The organism is Streptomyces sp. AA1529, from assembly GCF_000280905.1.
In the GTDB taxonomy this organism is placed as follows: domain Bacteria; phylum Actinomycetota; class Actinomycetes; order Streptomycetales; family Streptomycetaceae; genus Streptomyces.
In genome coordinates, this window is record NZ_ALAP01000015.1 from 102,884 (window position 1) to 121,209 (window position 18,326).

Consider the following 18,326-nt stretch of genomic DNA (forward strand, 5'->3'; position numbering starts at 1 on the left):
GGGCGCCGGGGAGCCCCGCGGCAGCTCTACCGGCCCGCGCTCGCGCCCACCGCTCCCCGCAGCTCACTGCGCAGCTCGGGCGTCAGCACATGTCCGGCCCGGCCGACGAACAGCCCCATCTGGTAGCCGACCGCGGCCATGTCGCAGTCGGCCGCGGCATGCACCCCCAGCAGCGAGCCGTCCCCGATGGCCATCACGAGCAGCGCGCCCTCGTCCATGGAGACGATGGTCTGCTTCACCACACCGGCCTCCATCAGCTCGGCCGCCGCGAACGTCAGCGAGGCCACCCCGGACACCAGAGCGGCCAGGTCCCCGCTGGTGCCCCGGGGGCCGGCGGCCGGCCGCCCGCCGCGCCGCCGCCGCACCGGAATCCCCGCCCGCGTGGCGCCGCCCTCCTCGCGGGCCGCCGCCGGGGTCCCCCCGCCCGGGGGCCCCGCGCCCTGCCCCGCGTACGCGGGCCGCTGCTCGCGGAGCCCGGCGTGCTGCTCCTGGTGCCGTCCCTGCTCGGCAACGACGACGGAGCGGCCGTGGCCGGTCCCCAGGGCGGAGGACCCGTGCTCGACACCGAGCGCGGGATCGGACGCGAGCAGCAGCAGGCCGTCGGACGAGACGACTGCCACCGACCGGATCCCCGGGACCTCTTCGACCAGTTCGCCGAGCAGCCGGCGAAGGCTACGTGCCTCCGCGCTGCCGGACGTGCCCGTGTTGAGCGGGTTCACCTACGTGCCTCCTCGGCGGTACCACCGTCAAGCTGCGCCCCCGCTCGCTGTTCCGCACTGCTGATGTCCTCGGGCTGCTCGCCCCGTGCTTCCCGTTCGCCGCCCCGGCCCTCCCGGTCCGGCGGAGCGTCCTGCTGCTCGGGCCCGTCGTGCCCGTCCTGCGGCTCCGGTCCGTCGGGCGGCTCCGGTCCTTCGTGGGCCCCGTGCGCCTCCCGCACATCCTGCCCGGCGGGCCGATCCTGCGCGTCCTGCCCGTCGTGCGCGGCGTGTTGCCCCTGTTCCCGGAGCGCCGCGGGCCGGTTCTGCTCGTCGCGCGGCGTGTCCTGCCCGGCGTGCTCGTCGTCTCCGGTGTGTTCGTCCTGCCGGATCCGTTCGGCCTCCGGCGAACCGGCGGGCGAGGGGACTCTGGCGGTCGACGGCGCGGCCTGCGTTCCCGCGTCCCGGAGTCCCTCACGGGCCCCCTGCTGGAACCCGCCGAGCTTGCGGCGCAGCTCCTCAGCGGTGGCGCCGCCGCGCGGATGCGGGACAGCCGACTCGCGCGGCGTCTCCCTCCGCACCCGCTGCGGCAGGCCCGGATGGGTGAGGGGGCCCCTGGGCTCGGCCTGTCGCGCCTCCGGCCCCGCTGCACCCGCGCCGGAGGCCCTCGCCCCGGGTGCGCCGGTCCCGGACGCACCTGTCCTCGATCCACCCGCCCCGGTTGCGCCGGCCTGAGGGTGCTCGTCCGCGGTCCGTGCGTGGTCCTCGGCCTCGAGTGGCCGCCCCGCCCCGTCGCCGCTGCCGGGCAGCAGGGCCCGGGGCACCGTCACCTCGGCCACGGTGCCGCCCGCTTCCCGGCCGCGCAGCTCCACCCGGATCCCGTGCCGGGTCGACAACCGGCCGACCACGTACATTCCCAGGCCCCAGCCACTGCTCGCCCGCAGTGCCTCGGCCTCGGTCGCGGCCTGCGGTTCGGCCAGCCGGGTGTTGAGCTCGGCGAGCTGCGGCTCGGGCACCCCGCGGCCCTCGTCCTCCACGGACACCAGGGCGGCGCCGCCCTCCAGCAGCTTGGCGCTCAGACGTACTCCGGAGCCGGCCGGGGAGAAGCCCGCCGCGTTGTCGAGGAGTTCCGCGACCAGGTGGCTGAGATCGTCCGCGGCGGATCCGGCGATCCGTACCTCCGGCGCCGGGGTCCCCAGCTCCACCCGCTCGTACTCCGCTATCTCGCTGACAGCCGCGCGCAGCACGTCCAACAGCGGCGCCGGGGCCACGTCCGCGGACGAGTCGTGGCGCTCGGTGCGGTCCGTACCCGCCAGCAGCAGCAGGTTCTCGCTGTGCCGCCGCATGCGCGTGGCCAGGTGGTCCAGTTTGAAGAGAGTGTCGAGCCGGTCGGGGTCGGCCTCCCTCTCCTCCAGTCCCTCGATGATGCCGAGCTGGTGTTCGACCAGCGTGAGGGTGCGGTTGCCCAGGTCGGCGAACGCGGTGCGGTCCGCACCCGTGCCGTCCTTCGCGGCCCCGTGCGGGCTCGCGCCGAAGCCGTCCGCAGCGGTGTCCGGAGCCCCCGGAACCGCCGTCGCTTCCGGGGCCGCGGCGGGCGACTGCTCGCGCGCCGCTCGGAGTTCTTCCCGCAGGGCGTCGCACTCTTCGCCCAGCAACTGGTGGCGCTCGGTCAGTTGCGCCTTCTCGACCGCGAGCTGGTCCTGTTCCTGCTCCGCGCAGGCCGACCGGCGCCGCAGGTCGGCCGCGGTGGCACGCAGTGTGTTGAGCGCGCGCACCACGTCCGCGAACTCGTCGTTGCGGCCCCGGAAGGTGATCGGTTCCTCGCCCACCGGGTCCTTGAGGAGCCGCTGCGAACCGCGCTTGAGCACCGAGAGCGGGCGGGTGAGCGAGCGGGCGACCGCGACACTGACGGCGACGGCGAGCAGGAGGCAGCCGCCCACCAGCCCGGCGCGCAACTGCAGTGCCGTCACGTCGTCGTCCCGCAGCTTCTCCAGCCGCTCGGTCTCCGCCGCCGCGAACGACGACTGCACCCCGCGCATATGGGCGAGGCGAGCCGAGACGGCACTCTCGAACCGCTCCCGGTCCAGCGCGCGCGCTCCGGCAGTGAGCCCGTTCTGCGCGGTGAGGGACTTCAGGTAGCGCTCGGCGACGTTCACGTCCGTACCGTTCACGGTCGTGCGATAGCGGTCGCGTGCCGCGGTGTCGGCCGTCTCCTCGAAGTCCGCCAGGGCCGCCTGTTCCCGGACCCGGGCCTGCCCCGCCGCCGTGACCAGCGCGCGCTGGGAGCCCTGCCCCGCGAGTGCCGCTTCCAGCAGCCCGCGGGTGGCCGACGCCTGGTCGACCGCGCGGGCCAGGTCGGGGAGCGCCGCCGCCGTCCGGTCGGCCGCCCGCGCGGGCAGACCGTCGGCGATGCCGCGGGTGAGGTTCCGGAGGGGCTGGATGATCTCGGAGTAGGCGTCGTAGGAATCCAGCGGGTCGCCCTTGCCCGCCAGCGCACGCTTCCGGACTCCGGGCAGCTTCTCCAGCGCCTCGGCGATCGAGGACGGGGAGGCGGACGACCCCGCGGGACCCGACGGCGCCGCCGCCGCTTCCGTGCGCAGCTCGCGGGCCAGCCGGTCCACCCGGTTGCGCTGGGCCTCGCTGACGCCCGTGCCGCTCTTGTCCCCGCCGCCACCCGCGGCGTGCCGTTCGACCATTCCGTCACGCTCGTCCGCGAGCGAGTGGGACAGGGCGATGGCCTGCTGGTCGAGTCGCGCCAGGTCGACGAGGTCCTGTGCGTCGGCGGCGTCCCGGGAACCGGCGACGAGCGTGGGTGCCCCGGCAGCCACCACGGCCACGGCTCCCACCGCGACGGACACCAGCAGCCGGTTGCGCGCCCGCGCGCGCCGACGTCCCGTAGGGGTGAGGTTCTCCGTGTCCGCCGCAGCGGTGGGTTCCGCGCTCCTTGTGGCTTCCGCGTCCCCGGTGGCGCCGGTGCCGGTCGCCTCCTGGGGAACGTCCGCTTTGAGACGTTGCTTCTTCCGCACCCGCACTCGCAATCTCGTCCCGCCTCTCCCGGAGCCCGGGCGGCACAGTCCAACGTGTGTGGCGAGAGGGTGGCCCCGCCCCCGCGCCGGCACCCTCCGCGTCCTTCCGTCCCCAGCTACCTCTCCGGGCCCCTGGACGCGCGGTGCTCGGCAGCGGTGTCCCCACACTCGACGACCGACCTTGGCAGTGCGCTCCCGAGGCGGGTGAGAATCCCCTGCTGGGCCACCCGAAGGAGTGAACATCACTCCTCGGCGGCGGAACAACTCGGCCCGAGCCGGGCGATGTCCGTCCCCCGGGCACTGGTTGGAAATCCGCGCGCGGTCCTGGCAGGATGCCTGCCGCACTGTGCGGAGGGGTAGGTTCCGTTCGGTGTCCGGGTGTTTTCCGGCCTTCCACGTCGCCCGTGTACCCGGGAGCGGCTCCGGGCGGAGGGCTCCCGTTGCCCTCCCGGCCCGGCGGACGGCCGGGGGCGCGGTGAGCGGCACGGCGGCCACCGGCCCTGCGGTGATCCGCCGTCGGGCAGACTGCGAAGCATGCGCATCGACATGGTCACCGAGCCCGGCAGCCCGCAACGCCTCAACGAGGACTACATGTCGGCCGCCGTTCCCGCTGCCGACGGCGGCGGAACGCTCGTGGTGCTGGACGGTGTCACCCCGCCGGAGGAGGACGGCTGCCGGCACGGGGTGCCGTGGTTCGTGGCACGGCTGGGGGGCGCGCTGCTCGAACTGGCGGGGACCCGCCAGGACATGTCGCTGGCCGAATGCCTCGGTGCCGCCGTCGTCCGGACCGCGGACGCTCATCGCGGCACATGTGATCTTTTTCACCCCCGTACGCCTCAGGCAACCGTCGTCGCCGCCCGCTGGGACGAGGAGCGGGTCGAACATCTGGTGCTGTCCGATTCCGCGCTCCTCCTGGAGGCCGCCGACGGCACGGTGCACCCGCTCCTGGACCGGCGACTGGCCGAACTGCCCGCCACCGTCCGAGACCTGCGCGACCGGGCCCGTCTGACCGGCGAGGAGGCCGACCGGACGGCCTACGTGGACGCCGTCGAGGCGCTGCGCAACGCACCGGACGGCAGGGGCTTCTACACGGCCGCCGCCGATCCGGGGGTCGCCGCCTACGCGGTGACGGGCAGTCATCACAGGGGCGGGGTCCACGCCCTGCTCGCCGTCACCGACGGCGCGGCCCGCTGGACGGAGACCTTCCACCTCGGTGACTGGGCCGGGCTCCTCGCCCTCGTGCGCACGGAAGGGGCGCGCGCGCTCGTCCGGCGCGTGCGGGCCGCCGAGTCCGAGTCGGCACCCCGGCGCGGCAAACAGCACGACGACGCCACGGTGCTGCTCGCCGAGCTGGACTGAGCCCGGGGCCGGCATCGCCCCCGCGGCCGAGCCGGGGGCCGCTGTCCCCTCCGCGGGGCGGAGCCGCGCCAGGGCCGCCCGCCTCACGTGCGCCGTCCGTCCGGTCGTACCGCGCCGATGGGCGGGTCCACGGCGAGCTCGGTCAGCCGGACCTCGCCTCCGGGGCGTGGAGCCTGCACCACGCGGCCCCCTCCCGCATACAGGGCCACATGCGTCGCACTTTCGAAATAGATCACCAGGTCGCCCGGCCGCAGTTCGTCCAGCCCCACCTTCGGCAGCCGACGCCACTGCTCCTGGCTGGTACGCGGGATCTCCCGGCCCGCATGGCGCCACGCCTGCCGGGTGAGTCCGGAGCAGTCGAAGGCCCCCGGCCCCTCGGCGCCCCACACATACGGCTTGCCGATCTGCTCCAGCGCCCAGTCGAGCGCTTTCCGCCCCTGAGCCGAAGCGGGCCGGCCCGCGCCGCTGGGATCCAGCGCGCCCCCGGCCACCAACTTCTGCTGCGCCGCGTCCGTGCGCTCGCCTTCGAGCGCGTTCAGGCGGGCGAGCTGCTCGCCGGTCAGCGACGAGAGCAACCCCTCGACCTTCCGCAGCCGGGTGCGCACCTCGTCGCGCTGGTGCTTCTTGCGGTCCGCCAGCCGCTCCTGCCGAGTCACCGCCGCACGTGCCTTGCGGACCGCGGCCGTGTGCCGGCGTTGCCCCCGGGCGAGCCTGCGCAGCGTGTCCGCCTGGTCGTCCGCCGCCCGCTGGAGCAGGTGCCCCCGATCCAGCAGCCGGTGGGGATTCCGCGTGAGCAGCATCCGCACCGCCGAAGGGATTCCCGTACCCCCGTTCCGGTACTGCTGCCGGGCCAGCTCACCGGCGCGCCGCCGCTCCCGCGCCAGCACCGAACGGGCCCGGCCCAGTTCGGCCTGTGCCCGCCGGGCCGTCGTGCGCTGTGCCTTCAGCTTCTCCGCCGTGCCGTTGTACGCCTCCGATGCCTTTTCCGTGCGTTGGTACAGCATGCTCAGCTCGCCCAGCAGTTCCCCGAGAGACCCGTGCCGCGCACTCGGCGGACCCGGTTCCGGACCCGGCTGCGGAGCACCGGGCGCTCTCGACCCCGCCGCCGGTGCCGCCCCGGCGTCCACCGCCGCGCCGGGCACCAGCACGGCCGCTGCCGCCAGTACCAGCCCCGCCGACATCGCACCGGGCCTGGACCGGGCAACCGCGCCCGGCCCTTCTCCGCGCGCCCGTCGCGCCCCGGCCTCCCGCAACACCCGCCATACCCGCAACACCGTGCACCTCGTTCCCGAGCGGCGTCTCCCCGTCCTCGACCGCTCTGCCGCGATCGTGGCACGGCCGTGGACCCCGGCTCAGGGCGAGCTGCGCGGCTGGGCGCATGGCTCTCACCCGAACGAGAGGCCGCCGTGTCCCCGTCCCGCCCCGGCCGCTGCCCTTCCTCCCGTCAGGCGGCAGTGGGGCCCGGCCCGGTCCTCATCGGCCGGAGGGGCTCCATGGCTGGTGGGAACAGTCGCCGGAAAGGCTGTGTCCCCCGGGGGCGTCGAAAGCGCCCTGCCCATATCCCCGGCCCCAGTCCCTGTCCAGCGACGGCGACCAGCTCCACATCACCCGAACGTGTGGGATCTCGCCCTCGCCCCGCCAGCTGCCACCGGCCAGGTGGAGCCGCCCGCGACGACGGAGGTGCTGTCGCCCGGAGGCCGAGGGCAGCTGCTCAGCGGTTCCGGCCCCGACGTCCGATCAGCGCCCGTGCCGTGTCCGCGAGTCGGCCGATCTCCTGGAGATACGGGCCCCGAAGCCGCTCCCGCCCGGACGTGTCGCGGTTCCGGAGAGGTCCAGGGTGCGGGCCCGCGTCGCCGCGTGCGAGGACCCCGAAGAGCCGGAAGGGGCCGAGCGCCGGGGATCCGTCTCGCGCAGCCGCGCGATGCCTTCGATCACGTCGGCAGAGAACCCCCTCTTCGCCGCTCTGTCCAGGCCGATCGCGCCCCCGCGGCGGGGCCGGCGCGTCCCGGGGCCTTCCGGAGGGCACCGGGCCCGCACCCAGCGGTCTCAGCGTTCGCGCCGCCTGCGCCACGGCAACCGCTGCAGCGGACCCTTCGCCGGTCGCCCTCCGGGTTCGTAGACGTACGCCCAGCCCCGCGGCAGCCCCAGTCTGTTCAGCGCGGCAGGCTCCAGCCGGTAGACATGGACCACGGTCGGGCCGCCCGCCGGATCCGGTACCGGTACTTCGTAGCTGCGCGGCGGTCTGCCGGTCGGGCCCAGCGGCACCGACAGCGTCCGCCCGTCGAGCGGCCCGCCGCGGAAGCTCGTCTCCTCGCTGCGCACTGCCTCAGTTCCCTTCGGCCGCGCGGGCGGTGGCGGCGTGCGCCCGTCGGCCGCCGGGCGCCGCGTCGGCGGTGCCCGCGTGCGCGTTCCCCGCGGCCGCTGCGGTGCCCGCGCGGCCGGTGGCTCCGCCGCCGCGGCAGCCGGACGCGTCACCGTGAGCGGGATCCGGGCCGCACGGCTGGCTGAGCCGGCGGGCACCGGGGCCCTGCTCGCCGAGCCGGTCCTGCGGGTTGGCCAGTGCACACGAGGTCAGTGACAGGCAGCCGCAGCCGATGCAGTCGGTCAGGTGGTCGCGGAGCTGCTCCATGAGGGCGATCCGCTGGTTGAGGTCCTCCCGCCAGCACTCCGAGACGGCTGCCCAGTCCTCGCGCGTCGGCGTCCGGCCCTCCGGCAGCAGGGCCAGCGCCCCGCGAATGGCGGAGAGGGGGAGGCCGAGCCGCTGCGAGGCCCTGATGAAGGCGACGCGGCGCAGGGTGTCGCGGCTGTAGCGGCGCTGGTTGCCCGAGGTACGGCGGCTGTGGATGAGCCCTTCGCGCTCGTAGAAGCGCAGCGTCGAGGTGGCCACGCCCGCGCGTTCCGCCAGTTCTCCGACGGTGGCTTCCGGGGCCTTCCATGAGAGCTGAGTCGGCATGACCGCAGCCTAGCTCAGACTTCAAGCAGGCTTTAAGTGTCGGACGGTCCCAGGGGGCCGGGGAGCAGATGCCCGGACTCCGCGACCACCGGCAGCACTCTGCCGACCAGGTCGGCGACCGCGCCGTCGGGCTCCTCCAGGGCGAGCGCCCGCCGGGTCGCGGCTGCCGTCCGGGCGTCTCCGGCCGCGGTGGCGGTCAGGACCGCGACGAAGTGGTCCACCAGCCAGTCGCGCAGCTCCGGCAGCGGCGGCTGCTTGCCCTCGTCCAGCCAGATCAGCGAGGCCGCCTCCACCGCCGAGATCCAGGTGCGCACCGCCATCCGCAGCCGCGGCGACCCGCGGCTCCCGCCGTCCCCGTCCGCCGCCAGATGGGCGAGGATCTGGTCGGCCGCGTCCCTGCGGACCTCGTCGACCATGGCGTCCGTCCGGGAGGTCCCCACCACGCTGCCTCCCTGGAGCAGCGCCATGAACCCCGCGTCATGCTGGTCGACGAAGCCCAGGTACCGGTCGAGGGCGCGGGCCAGGCGGGTGGTCAGGGGTCCGGTCGGCGGCTCGGCGAAACACTGTTCGAGCTGGTCGGCGGCGCTGCGCAGGGCGGCTTCGTAGAGCTGCTGCTTGCCTCCGGGGAAGTACCGGTAGACGAGGGGCCGCGACACCCCGGCAGCGGCCGCGACGTCGTCCAGCGACACGTCCTCGGGGGGCCGGTGCGCGAACAGGCCCAGTGCGTGTCCGAGCAGTTGGCTGCGCCGCTCCTGCACACTCAGCCTGCGATACGCCGGGGCGGTGCCGCTGCTGCTCATGCATGGCAGCGTAACCGCCCGGCGGCCACCGGTGTCCTCCGCGTGCACCGGAGTTCCTCACCGGGGCTTCACGCGGCCCTCACCGGCGGCCCTCACCGGCGGTGCTCACTTGGCCAGCAGTCCCGAGCTGACCCACAGCTTCCTGCCCACGCCGCGCAGTACGCCGATCTCGTCCAGGAAGTCGGTCAGCCGCCTGGCGCCGTTCTGCATGACCTCGCGGCGGTGCCCGCTGGCCTTCACCTGGGCGACGGCCTCCCGCTTGTCCAGGCCGACGTTCTCGTAGACCTGCGGGTTGACGAAGGAGATGGAGAAGACGCGGGCGGCCTCGCCGGAGCTGACCCGTGTCAGTTCCGCCTCCCAGCGGGGGCAGCTGACCATCTGGCGGCGCAGCTCCTCGCGCGCGTAGCGCACATGCCGGGCCTCCTCGATGACATGGATCCGGGTCACGCCGCGGATCAGCGGCTGGATGCGCTCGTCGGGGAAGGTCAGCCGCTGCATCCAGTCCAGGATCTCCTCGCCCAGCAGCGTCGCGGTGAACGAGCCGGGCGTCGTGGAGATCGTCTTGAGCAGCCGGGCCATATTGTGGTGCAGCCTGGAGACGGGGTACGCGGGGGCACCGCCCCGCTTGATCATGCGCGCGAACATCATCGAGTGCCGGCACTCGTCGGCGATCTCGGTCAGTGCGTAGCGGACGTGATTGCTGGTCAGCGGCTTGTCGTAGATGTGCCGTACCAGCAGCTGCATGAGGATCACCTCGAACCAGATGCCCAGCGACGCGAGTGACGCCGCCTCGTGCCGGGCGAGGTCCATCCGCTGCTCCTCGGACATCCGCCGCCACAGCGGGGTGTCGTAGAGCGACACCAGCTCCGGCGGCCAGAACCACTTGCCGTCCTCGAAGGGGGCGTCCCAGTCCAGCTCGGTGTCCGGGTCGAAGGAGTGCTTCCGGGAGGACTCCAGGAGGCGCTCGGCGACCTGTTCGCGGTCCTTGAGCAGGCCGAGGGCGTCCTTGAGCACCTGCTGTTCCTTCTCGGCGAGGTCAGGCGCTGTCGTCATGCTGAGGCACCTCTTCGTCGGGCGGCGCCGGCGCTCCCGTGGGTGTTACCGGCGGTCACATCTACTGTCCTCTCTTATGAGACTGCGTGTCAGCAAGGACGTCAATCCCTTGCGCGCAACTTGTTGACCGTGCAGTAACCCCCGTGTGAGCCTGCCAACCATCCACCCTCACCGGGCAGTCCGTGACCGAAGGAGATGTCCGTGTCCACACACGATCTCTATGTGCACGCAACCGACGCCCCCCTCTGGCAGGTCCCCGCCTCCGGCAGCGCCCGCTTCTCCTGGGAGTACGACGACGGCCGGGACCGGCTGCTCGCGCTGTACCAGAAGGGCAAGGACAAGCAGTGGGACGGGCAGCGGCGCATCGACTGGGACCTGGAGGTCGACCCGTACGACCCGCTGGGCACTCCTGACGAGGCCATGACGCTGCACGGCACGGCCTACTGGGACAAGATGAACGAGGCCGAGCGCGGCGAACTGCGCCGGCACTACGCCTCCTGGCAGTTCAGCCAGTTCCTGCACGGCGAGCAGGGCGCCATGGTGTGCGCCGCGCGGATCGTGGAGTCGGTTCCCGACATGGACGCGAAGTTCTACTCCGCGACGCAGACGATGGACGAGGCCCGGCACGCGGAGATCTACGGCCGCTTTCTCCACGAGAAGGTCGGCATGCTCTACCCGATCAACGACAACCTCCAGTCGCTCCTGGGCGACACTCTCCGCGACTCCCGCTGGGACATGCCGTACCTGGGCATGCAGGTGCTGATCGAGGGACTGGCACTGGCCGCCTTCGGCATGATCCGGGACACCACCGACAAGCCGCTGCCCAAACAGATCCTCGCCTACGTCATGCAGGACGAGGCCCGCCACGTCGCCTTCGGACGGATGGCCCTGCGCGACTACTACAAGCAGCTCTCCGACGCGGAACTGCGGGAGCGCGAGGAGTTCGTCATCGAGGGCTGCTATCTGATGCGGGACCGGCTCAAGGGCGTCGAGGTGCTGGAGAACTTCGGCATCCCGCGGGCGGAGGCGGAGACCTTCAGCGAGCAGTCGGAGTACCTTCAGCTCTTCCGCAAGCTGCTCTTCAGCCGCATCGTGCCCTGTGTGCGCGACATCGGCCTGTGGGGCGAACGCCTGCAGCGCGCCTACGTCGACATGGGCGTCTTCGAGATGGGCGACCAGAATCTCGACCTGCTGATGGCCCAGGACGAGGAGATCGCCGAGAAGCTGGACGCCGAGCGCTTCGCCGCAGAGGAAGCCGAACGGACGGCTGAGGTGGCCGAAGCCATCGAGGAAGGCAAGACTCAGGTGTAGCCCATCCGGCACTCCACGGCTCGCGGAGGCCGGCGCTCCTGAGGAGGACGGCCATGGCACGCGCTGTCGGAATCGACCTCGGCACCACGAACTCGGTGGTCAGCGTTCTGGAGGGCGGTGAGCCGGTGGTCGTCGCCAACGCCGAGGGCGCCAGGACGACGCCGTCCGTGGTCGCGTTCGGCAAGGGCGGCGAGGTGCTCGTCGGCGAGGTGGCCAAGCGGCAGGCGGTCACCAACGTCGACCGCACGGTGCGCTCCGTGAAGCGCCACATGGGGGAGGCCGCCTGGCGCTTCCCGGAGTCCGGGAGCATCGACGGGACGTCGTTCACGGCTCAGGAGATCTCCGCCCGGATCCTGCAGAAGCTCAAGCGGGACGCGGAGAGCTACCTCGGCCAGGACGTCGGCGACGCCGTCATCACCGTCCCGGCGTACTTCAACGACGCGCAGCGGCAGGCCACCAAGGAGGCCGGCGAGATCGCCGGACTGGAGGTGCTGCGCATCGTCAACGAGCCGACCGCCGCGGCCCTCGCCTACGGTCTCGACAAGGAGGAGGAGCAGACGGTCCTCGTCTTCGACCTGGGCGGCGGGACCTTCGACGTGTCGCTGCTGGAGATCGGCGAAGGTGTCCTGGAGGTCAAGGCCACCGCGGGGGACACGCACCTGGGCGGCGACGACTGGGACCAGCGCGTGGTCGACCACCTGGCCGAACGCTTCAGGAACGCGCACGGCGTCGACCTGTCCCAGGACCGGATGGCCGTGCAGCGCCTGCGCGAGGCCGCGGAGCGCGCGAAGATCGAACTGTCCTCGGCCACCGAGACCACCATCAGCCTGCCCTACATCACCGCGACCGCCGAGGGGCCGCTGCACCTGGAGGAGCAGTTGACCCGGACCCGTTTCCAGCAGTTGACGGAGGACCTGCTGGAGCGCTGCAAGGTCCCCTTCCACCAGGCGGTGGAGGACGCCGGAGTCGACCTGTCCGACATCCACCACGTGATCCTGGTCGGCGGCTCCACCCGGATGCCCGCGGTGACGGACCTGGTCAAGAACCTCACGGGCCGGGACCCGCACAAGGGCGTGAACCCGGACGAGGTCGTGGCGATCGGCGCCGGACTCCAGGCCGGTGTGCTCAAGGGCGAGGTCAAGGACGTCCTGCTGCTGGACGTCACCCCGCTGTCCCTGGGGATCGAGACCAAGGGCGGCATCATGACCAAGCTGATCGAGCGGAACACCACCATCCCGACCAAGCGCTCGGAGACGTTCACCACCGCGGAGGACAACCAGTCGTCGGTGCAGATCCAGGTCTTCCAGGGGGAGCGGGAGATCGCCGCCTACAACAAGAGGCTGGGAGTGTTCGAGCTGACCGGTCTGCCCCCGGCGCCGCGCAATGTCCCGCAGATCGAGGTCACCTTCGACATCGACGCCAACGGGATCATGCACGTCTCCGCCCGGGACACCGGCACCGGCAAGGAACAGAAGATGCAGGTCACCGGAGGATCAGCGCTGCCACGCGACGACATCGAGCGGATGGTGCACGAGGCGGAGCAGTACGCCGAGGAGGACGCGCGGCGCCGCGAGGCCGCCGAGACGCGCAACCAGGCCGAGCAACTCGTGCACCAGACCGAACGGCTGCTCGCCGACACCGGTCCGGACACCGTGCCGGCCGAGACCCGGTCCGAGGCCGAGGCCGCCCTCGCCGACCTCCGGGCGAGGCTGGCCGAGACGCCCGAGGACCCGGCCCGGGCCACCGAGCGCACCGCGACGCTGCGCGAGGCGGTCGACCGCACCGCCGCCGCGGCGCAGCAGATCGGCACGGCGATGTACGCGCAGGCGCGGAGCGGGCCGTCCGGCGGTGCGGAGGGGCAGCAGGCGACGGGTGAGGAGCCGCGTCAGGGGAGCGCACCCGGGGACGAGGACGTGGTGGACGCGGAGATCGTCGACGACGAGGAGCCCGGCGGCTCCACCGGGCCGGGGAGCGGCGGGGGCGGCCCCCGAGGATCCTGACCGGTCCTCCCGGCCGGGGCCGGGCCGGGGACTGCCGCAGGGGGTGCCGCCGGGCGCCGGGCGTGCCCGGCCGCGAGCGCGGGGGCGGGTCCCGTTTCCGCCGGGGGAGTGGGCCGGGACCGGATCCGCTGGTCAGTCCCCGAACCATGTCGCCGCGTCCAGACCGAACGCGGCAGGCCCCACCACGGTCTCCAGCGCGTCCTCCAGCTCTGCCAGGCGCTCCTGCCCCAACCGGTCGGCCCATCGGCCGCGCAGTTCCTCGAAGACCGTGCCGGAGAGCACCAGAGCGTCCTGGCCGTGCGGTGTGAGCCGCACCAGCTTGCGCCGTGCGTCCCCGGGGTCGGAGACCCGTTCCGCATAGCCCAGTGCCGCCAGCCGGTCCACCGTCTTGCCCGCCGCCTGCTTGGAGACGCCCAGCCGTCGCCCCAGTTCGCTCGCCGTCACCCCGTCCCCGCCCACGGCCTGCATCGCGAAGCCGTGCACAGGGCGCAGTTCGGGGTGTCCGTGGTCGGCCAACTCGGCGTGCAGCTGGTCGATCAGCGAGCGGAACCCGGCGAACAGCAGCAATGGCAGCTCGAAGCCCCACCGTTCCCGGTCAGCCATGGCGGGGCCCGCACTCGACATATTCGACAACCTGGTTTACCTTTTTTTCGACAACCACGTTGACCATTTTAGGAGAGGGGCCCGCCGTGCCCGAATCCGCCTTCACGGATCTCACCCCGCAGTCAGCTCCCGCCGGTTCGCGCCGGGTCATGGAATCCACCCGGCAGCGCCTGGGCTTCCTGCCGGCGGCGGTGGCACGCCTTGCCGCCTCGCCGCACACCCTGGAGGCGTTCATGCGGATCAGCGCCGCCTTCGAGGCCACCAGTCTGGAACCGCAGGCGCGCGAGACGGTCGTCTTCACCGTCGCGACCCGCAACAGGTGCCATGTGTGCGTCGCCATGCACACCCGCAAGCTGCGCGCCCTGCGCGCGGACGAGGCGCTGATCGCGGCCCTGCGCGAAGCCCGCCCGCTCCCCGACGAACGCCTCGAGGCCGTGCGGGTGTTCACCCTGCGGGTGCTGGACCGGGCGGGGGACGTCGGAGAGGAGGCGCTCGAAGCCTTCGCCGCGCACGGCTACACGCCGGAGCAGGCGCTGGAGGTCGTCCTGGGGATCGGCGCGTACACCCTCTCCACCCTGGCCAACAGGCTCACCGGCGCCCCTGTGGACGCCGAACTGGAGGCGTGTGCCTGACTGTTGCTCCGTCGCGGCCCGCCGCCCGCCGCCCGCCGCCCGGTCGTGCGTGACTGGGCGGCGGGCGGCTGCGCGTTCAGCTCGCCAGCCCCCGGACCGGCAGCATGCAGTGGGCGGCGGTGGACATCATCTCCTCGCTGACGAACTCCCGCAGGGCCTGCTCGCCGATCTCGAGACCCGGGCGCGCCTGCGGCCAGGGGGTGCTCGCGAGCATGAAGTAGACGAGGCCGCGCTCCTGCGCCGCCGCGAGCCACTGGGGTGGTGCCACGTACTGCGCCGTCAGCTTCGGCATCCGCAGCACGGCCTGTCCGCCCTCGACGAGCAGAGTCACCGGGAAGTTGCGGTTCTCGGCCGCGTCCACCACCTCGCCCACCGGCAGTCCGACCTCCTGGGCGAGCTGCCGCATCGCGCGGGAGGCCGCCTGGGGGCCGTCCGCGCCGTCGCCGAGCGAGTAGGCGAGCAGGAAGGCCATGTCCCGCCCGTCCTCGTACTCGCCTGCCCAGCCGATCACGGTCAGGGTGCCGAACTGCTGTTGCTGGATGCCGCCCGGGGCGGCATGGGGGGAGGTCATGGATCGGCACCCTAGTGGCGACCATGGACCCCGACGGCACCCGAATCACCCGCAATGACCACCCTCGGGCCCGTGAGTACGCCACCGGGGGCAGGTTCGCTCACCTGTGCGTCATCAACGCACTGACGCCGGTACCCCGGCCGTGCCCCGGCCGGGTTGGAGCCCGACGGAACCGGTCGACTACTGTATGGAGTCATGCGGTGACATGTTGTTGTCCCGCCTTCCGCACGACCTCGTACTCGGTGGTGACACATGCTGAACTCCCGACCTGCCCGTCACAGGGCCCCCTCCCAGCGCGTCCTCCTGCGGGCCGGACTCCTCGCGACGGTCCTCGGGGCCGCCGCGCTCGGTTCGGGCGGCCAGGCGGCGATGGCGGCGGAACACGGCGGCACGGCCGAGAAGAGCGGTGTCGCCGAGGACCTCGACGCGGCGGGCAAGGGCGGCGCCGTCGCAGCCCGATCCGCCGCCGAGGGGCTCAAGGCGCCGGCCAGGGAGACGGTGCGCGGCACCGGAATCGCCCTCGCCAGGACCCTGGAGACGGTCACCGGCCTGCAACTCGACCCGCTGGCCAACACGGGCACGGACCCCCTGGACAATGCCGTGGGCACCCAGGTCGCCGACTTCCGCGCGGTGAGCACCGCCGCGCTCACCGGCCCGCTCGCCCGCGGTGCCTCCCTGGGCGAACTCCCGCTCGTCGGCCCCGTGGCCAACGGCGTGATCGACGCGCTGCCGCGCTGAGCGTGCCGCCGCCGCGCGGCGGCGGCACCCACATGAAGAAGCCACCGGCTGGATGCCGGTGGCTTCTTCATGTACGGAACTTCTCCGTGCGGATCCGCGGGAGGCGGACCGCGGTCGGGCCGGGGGCCCGGTGGCTCAGCGGTTGCCTTCGCCGTTCCCGGACAGGACCGGGATGTCGTCCAGGATGTGCGACAGCGAGTCGTCGCCCTTGGCCTGGGTCGAGTTGTCCGAGCACTGCTGGTTCTGCGGGTTGTGCAGGACGTTGATGTCCTGGACGGCCACGTTGACCAGGCCCACCAGCGAACCGACGTTGACCTTCGCCGGCACGCCGACGCAGAGCTTGTTCAGGGTGCCCTGGACGGCCTGGAACTGCGGGCTGCCGTTGCCGTAGGTGGCGGCGTTGCCGAAGCTCTGGTCGGCGCCGTTCCCGTTCACCGAGGTGGTGCCGGTGTCGTTGCCGACGGCCAGCGCCTGCGGGGCGGCCAGCGCGGAGACGCCGACGAGCGAAACGGCCACCGTAGCGGTGGACAGAGCCTTCTTCATCATGGGTATTACCGATCCTCTTCGAAGAGTGCGGAAGTCTGGGACGTCGGGTTCAACTGTCTTCCGCTTCATGAGTTGTTCTTTTTCACCTGAATGGTGAATCCCCGGGATCCCCCGTGACGGGGAAATCCGTTCGCCAGGCGGTACCGGTCACCCGAGTAGCGGCAGACCGCCGAGCAGATTCTGATCGCTGGTGAGCTCCCCGTTCTTCGCCGTCTCCTCCACGGTGTTCACGAGGGCGTCCACCTGTGGACCTTTGACGCCGACCGGGGGATAGGTGAGAAGCTCACCGCTCGCGAGAGCCTTGTCGAGAGCGCCGTTGAGGCTGAAATTCGGGCCCACCGGGGGTGCGTCGGCGGAAGCGGGCGTCGCGGCGCCCAGCGCCAGCACCGTACCCGCGACGGCGGTGGCGGTCTTGGTGTACTTCATGGGGTGTCTCTTCTCCCGGTACGTTTTCGACTTTCCGGCGGAACCGCAACAACGGGACCGCCGCAGAGAAACCCGGTGCCTGCGGGCGGTGCGCACCGATCCGCGGAAAGCCGCAGACAGAATCGCGGAACAGCCCTGTGGACTGTTCCGCGATTCCTTCGCGTCGCCTTCGCCTCGCCGTTGCCGAGGTGCCGGACGCGTGCGGACACGGTCCGCTCAGACGCGGCGGCTCGTCGAACGGCGGTAGAGCACCGTGCCGCCCAGCAGCGCGGCGGCACCAAGGGCTCCGACGGTCCAGGCGCTCTCCGAGCCGGTCTCCGCCAGCGCCTCGGGCGCCTCGTTGCTCTGCGGCGTCACCGGGGTCTCGGCGGCGGCCTCCTCCACGGGAGCCGCGGGCATCTCCGGCTGCTCGGGCGCGCGCTCCTCGACGGGCTCCTCGGCCGGCTTCTCCTCGGGCTCCGCCGGCTTGTCCGGGGTGCGTCCCTCGGGGCGCTCCGGCGGTTCCTCCTCGGTCTGCCGCGGCGGCTCGGGCCGCGGCGGGTGGTGCGGGGTCACCGACTCGTGGTGCCCGTTGGCGCAGCTGTTGCCGAACGAGGGGTTCAGCACGCCGACGATGTCCACGGTGTTGCCGCAGACGCTGGCCGGAATGTGCACCGGGGCCTGCACCGCGTTCCCGGACAGCACACCGGGGGAGTCGGCGGCGCCACCGCCGGCTCCCGCGTCGGCCTGTGCGTACCCGGCTGCTGCGGCGAGCACCCCCGTCGTCGCGGCAGCGGTCAGGAGGCTCTTGCTCAAGACCTTTCGCATGGTCTCTTCCTGCTCTCATTCTGGTGCGGAAGGCGCGGACGGTGCGGAAGACCCGCAGTCTCCGTCCGCGTCTCAGGAGACCGGACGGCTCCGGCGCGCGGGCTCACGCCGCACGCACCGGAGCCGGTCCGAACTGGTTCCCGCTCACGAGGGCGGGGAGTGTCAGTCGGCGACGCAGGTGTTGCCGAACGCCGGGTTGAGCAGCCCGATGACGTCGATGGTGTTGCCGCAGACCTGGACCGGAACGTGGACCGGAACCTGGATGACGTTGCCCGAGATGACGCCGGGCGAGTTCGCGGCCCCACCCTGGGCGCCGGAGTCGGCGAGGGCCGGAGCGGCGGCGGTGCCCAGGGCCATCAGCGTGCCGGCGGCGACGGTCGCGACCTTCGTGTACTTCACGTGGGAGTCCTTTCTTAAGCGGGTTTCGTTGGACCACGGATTTCGTATGTCCACGAGTGCTGGCTCATCGCCCGCAACTCCGCTGCTGCCATTCGTAACGATGCCGCGTTCCGTACGACACGAGTTATGCCGAATTCCGGCTCTTATCCCTCGGACGGCCTAATTGTGCGACCGGCCCGGTCGGACGTTTTTCCGGGTGCCGCCCGCTGCGGGGAGTGCCGATTCCGGCCGCGGGCCGGGCTGTTGATTCCCGGACGCCGTCTCCGGAGGCGCGCATTCGGGTCGCCGTTCCGCAGTGCCTCTCCCGGTCCGCCGGGAGCGTGCTTTCGGCCCGCTCGGGGGGTCGCCCGCTCGGCGAAGGGGCGGGCGGGACCGGAGAGGACGGAAGGGCCGGAGAGGCTGCAAGG

The 18,326-nt window shown here is 72.6% G+C and carries 16 protein-coding genes and 2 pseudogenes; 5 read left to right on the forward strand and 13 right to left on the reverse strand.

Features of this window, described 5'->3' with window-relative positions; translation table 11 throughout:
* Window positions 1-26 precede the first annotated feature (26 nt).
* Complete coding sequence (locus A949_RS39580; RefSeq protein ID WP_019354565.1) at window positions 27-719, reverse strand: roadblock/LC7 domain-containing protein; 693 nt, start codon at window positions 717-719, stop codon at window positions 27-29.
* Complete coding sequence (locus tag A949_RS32300) at window positions 716-3,721, reverse strand: nitrate- and nitrite sensing domain-containing protein (protein WP_078565322.1); 3,006 nt, start codon at window positions 3,719-3,721, stop codon at window positions 716-718. The genes A949_RS39580 and A949_RS32300 overlap by 4 nt, the downstream gene beginning before the upstream one ends.
* Window positions 3,722-4,255: 534 nt before the next feature.
* Here A949_RS32300 and A949_RS0103235 point away from each other — a divergent pair.
* Window positions 4,256-5,080: a protein phosphatase 2C domain-containing protein gene (locus A949_RS0103235; RefSeq protein ID WP_019354568.1), complete on the forward strand. Its 825-nt coding sequence runs from the start codon at window positions 4,256-4,258 to the stop codon at window positions 5,078-5,080.
* An 83-nt stretch (window positions 5,081-5,163) separates the two neighbouring features.
* Here A949_RS0103235 and A949_RS0103240 read toward each other — a convergent pair whose 3' ends face one another.
* From A949_RS0103240 to A949_RS0103260, 5 genes and pseudogenes are all read right to left on the reverse strand, one after another.
* Window positions 5,164-6,261 carry a C40 family peptidase gene (locus A949_RS0103240; protein ID WP_019354569.1) on the reverse strand — a complete coding sequence of 366 codons (1,098 nt, stop codon included), beginning with the start codon at window positions 6,259-6,261 and terminating at the stop codon, window positions 5,164-5,166.
* An 865-nt stretch (window positions 6,262-7,126) separates the two neighbouring features.
* Entirely contained in the window at window positions 7,127-7,402 is a 276-nt protein-coding gene (locus A949_RS0103245) for a hypothetical protein (RefSeq protein WP_019354570.1), read from the reverse strand.
* A gap of 184 nt (window positions 7,403-7,586) precedes the next feature.
* Window positions 7,587-8,033, reverse strand: a pseudogene (gene soxR / locus A949_RS32305) (redox-sensitive transcriptional activator SoxR); the annotation flags it as partial.
* Window positions 8,034-8,065: 32 nt separating this feature from the next.
* Complete coding sequence (locus A949_RS0103255; RefSeq protein WP_019354572.1) at window positions 8,066-8,833, reverse strand: TetR/AcrR family transcriptional regulator; 768 nt, start codon at window positions 8,831-8,833, stop codon at window positions 8,066-8,068.
* A 105-nt stretch (window positions 8,834-8,938) separates the two neighbouring features.
* Window positions 8,939-9,886 carry an AurF N-oxygenase family protein gene (locus tag A949_RS0103260; RefSeq protein ID WP_019354573.1) on the reverse strand — a complete coding sequence of 316 codons (948 nt, stop codon included), beginning with the start codon at window positions 9,884-9,886 and terminating at the stop codon, window positions 8,939-8,941.
* A 201-nt stretch (window positions 9,887-10,087) separates the two neighbouring features.
* On the opposite strand from A949_RS0103260, the gene A949_RS0103265 reads away from it, so the two are divergent.
* Window positions 10,088-11,197 carry a ferritin-like domain-containing protein gene (locus A949_RS0103265; protein ID WP_026004299.1) on the forward strand — a complete coding sequence of 370 codons (1,110 nt, stop codon included), beginning with the start codon at window positions 10,088-10,090 and terminating at the stop codon, window positions 11,195-11,197.
* Window positions 11,198-11,250: 53 nt separating this feature from the next.
* A complete protein-coding gene (gene dnaK, locus A949_RS0103270) occupies window positions 11,251-13,197 on the forward strand; it encodes a molecular chaperone DnaK (protein ID WP_019354575.1) in 1,947 nt (648 codons plus the stop codon).
* A gap of 132 nt (window positions 13,198-13,329) precedes the next feature.
* On the opposite strand, the pseudogene A949_RS0103275 reads toward dnaK, so the two are convergent.
* Window positions 13,330-13,867 (reverse strand): annotated as a pseudogene (locus A949_RS0103275) (MarR family winged helix-turn-helix transcriptional regulator).
* Window positions 13,868-13,886: 19 nt separating this feature from the next.
* On the opposite strand from A949_RS0103275, the gene A949_RS0103280 reads away from it, so the two are divergent.
* Window positions 13,887-14,432 carry a carboxymuconolactone decarboxylase family protein gene (locus A949_RS0103280; protein ID WP_019354577.1) on the forward strand — a complete coding sequence of 182 codons (546 nt, stop codon included), beginning with the start codon at window positions 13,887-13,889 and terminating at the stop codon, window positions 14,430-14,432.
* A 76-nt stretch (window positions 14,433-14,508) separates the two neighbouring features.
* Here the strand turns inward: A949_RS0103280 and A949_RS0103285 are convergent, their stop codons facing one another.
* Window positions 14,509-15,003: a DUF5949 family protein gene (locus A949_RS0103285; RefSeq protein WP_019354578.1), complete on the reverse strand. Its 495-nt coding sequence runs from the start codon at window positions 15,001-15,003 to the stop codon at window positions 14,509-14,511.
* 252 nt (window positions 15,004-15,255) lie between these two features.
* Between A949_RS0103285 and A949_RS0103290 the strand changes: the two genes are divergently transcribed.
* Window positions 15,256-15,741, forward strand: a complete 486-nt coding sequence (locus A949_RS0103290) for a hypothetical protein (protein WP_019354579.1) — start codon at window positions 15,256-15,258, stop codon at window positions 15,739-15,741.
* Window positions 15,742-15,876: 135 nt separating this feature from the next.
* Here A949_RS0103290 and A949_RS0103295 read toward each other — a convergent pair whose 3' ends face one another.
* From A949_RS0103295 to A949_RS0103310, 4 genes are all read right to left on the reverse strand, one after another.
* The gene (locus A949_RS0103295; RefSeq protein WP_019354580.1) at window positions 15,877-16,287 is read right to left on the reverse strand and encodes a rodlin; all 411 of its coding nucleotides are present in this window, start codon (window positions 16,285-16,287) and stop codon (window positions 15,877-15,879) included.
* Window positions 16,288-16,434: 147 nt separating this feature from the next.
* Window positions 16,435-16,713: a hypothetical protein gene (locus A949_RS32310; protein ID WP_019354581.1), complete on the reverse strand. Its 279-nt coding sequence runs from the start codon at window positions 16,711-16,713 to the stop codon at window positions 16,435-16,437.
* A gap of 216 nt (window positions 16,714-16,929) precedes the next feature.
* Window positions 16,930-17,520 (reverse strand): chaplin, encoded by a 591-nt coding sequence (locus A949_RS0103305; protein WP_019354582.1) that lies wholly within the window; start codon window positions 17,518-17,520, stop codon window positions 16,930-16,932.
* A gap of 162 nt (window positions 17,521-17,682) precedes the next feature.
* On the reverse strand, window positions 17,683-17,919 hold the full coding sequence (locus tag A949_RS0103310) for a chaplin (protein WP_019354583.1): 237 nt from the start codon (window positions 17,917-17,919) through the stop codon (window positions 17,683-17,685).
* Between the last annotated feature and the right edge of the window lie 407 nt (window positions 17,920-18,326).

Bases quoted from the DNA above. Each gene is read 5' to 3' on its own strand.
- A949_RS0103235 (WP_019354568.1), top strand. From the start codon at position 4,256: ATGCGCATCGACATGGTCACCGAGCCCGGCAGCCCGCAACGCCTCAAC.
- A949_RS0103240 (WP_019354569.1), bottom strand. From the start codon at position 6,261: ATGTCGGCGGGGCTGGTACTGGCGGCAGCGGCCGTGCTGGTGCCCGGC.
- A949_RS32310 (WP_019354581.1), bottom strand. From the start codon at position 16,713: ATGAAGTACACCAAGACCGCCACCGCCGTCGCGGGTACGGTGCTGGCG.
- A949_RS0103290 (WP_019354579.1), top strand. From the start codon at position 15,256: ATGCTGAACTCCCGACCTGCCCGTCACAGGGCCCCCTCCCAGCGCGTC.
- dnaK (WP_019354575.1), top strand. From the start codon at position 11,251: ATGGCACGCGCTGTCGGAATCGACCTCGGCACCACGAACTCGGTGGTC.
- A949_RS0103255 (WP_019354572.1), bottom strand. From the start codon at position 8,833: ATGAGCAGCAGCGGCACCGCCCCGGCGTATCGCAGGCTGAGTGTGCAG.
- A949_RS0103305 (WP_019354582.1), bottom strand. From the start codon at position 17,520: ATGCGAAAGGTCTTGAGCAAGAGCCTCCTGACCGCTGCCGCGACGACG.
- A949_RS0103285 (WP_019354578.1), bottom strand. From the start codon at position 15,003: ATGACCTCCCCCCATGCCGCCCCGGGCGGCATCCAGCAACAGCAGTTC.
- A949_RS0103260 (WP_019354573.1), bottom strand. From the start codon at position 9,886: ATGACGACAGCGCCTGACCTCGCCGAGAAGGAACAGCAGGTGCTCAAG.
- A949_RS0103295 (WP_019354580.1), bottom strand. From the start codon at position 16,287: ATGATGAAGAAGGCTCTGTCCACCGCTACGGTGGCCGTTTCGCTCGTC.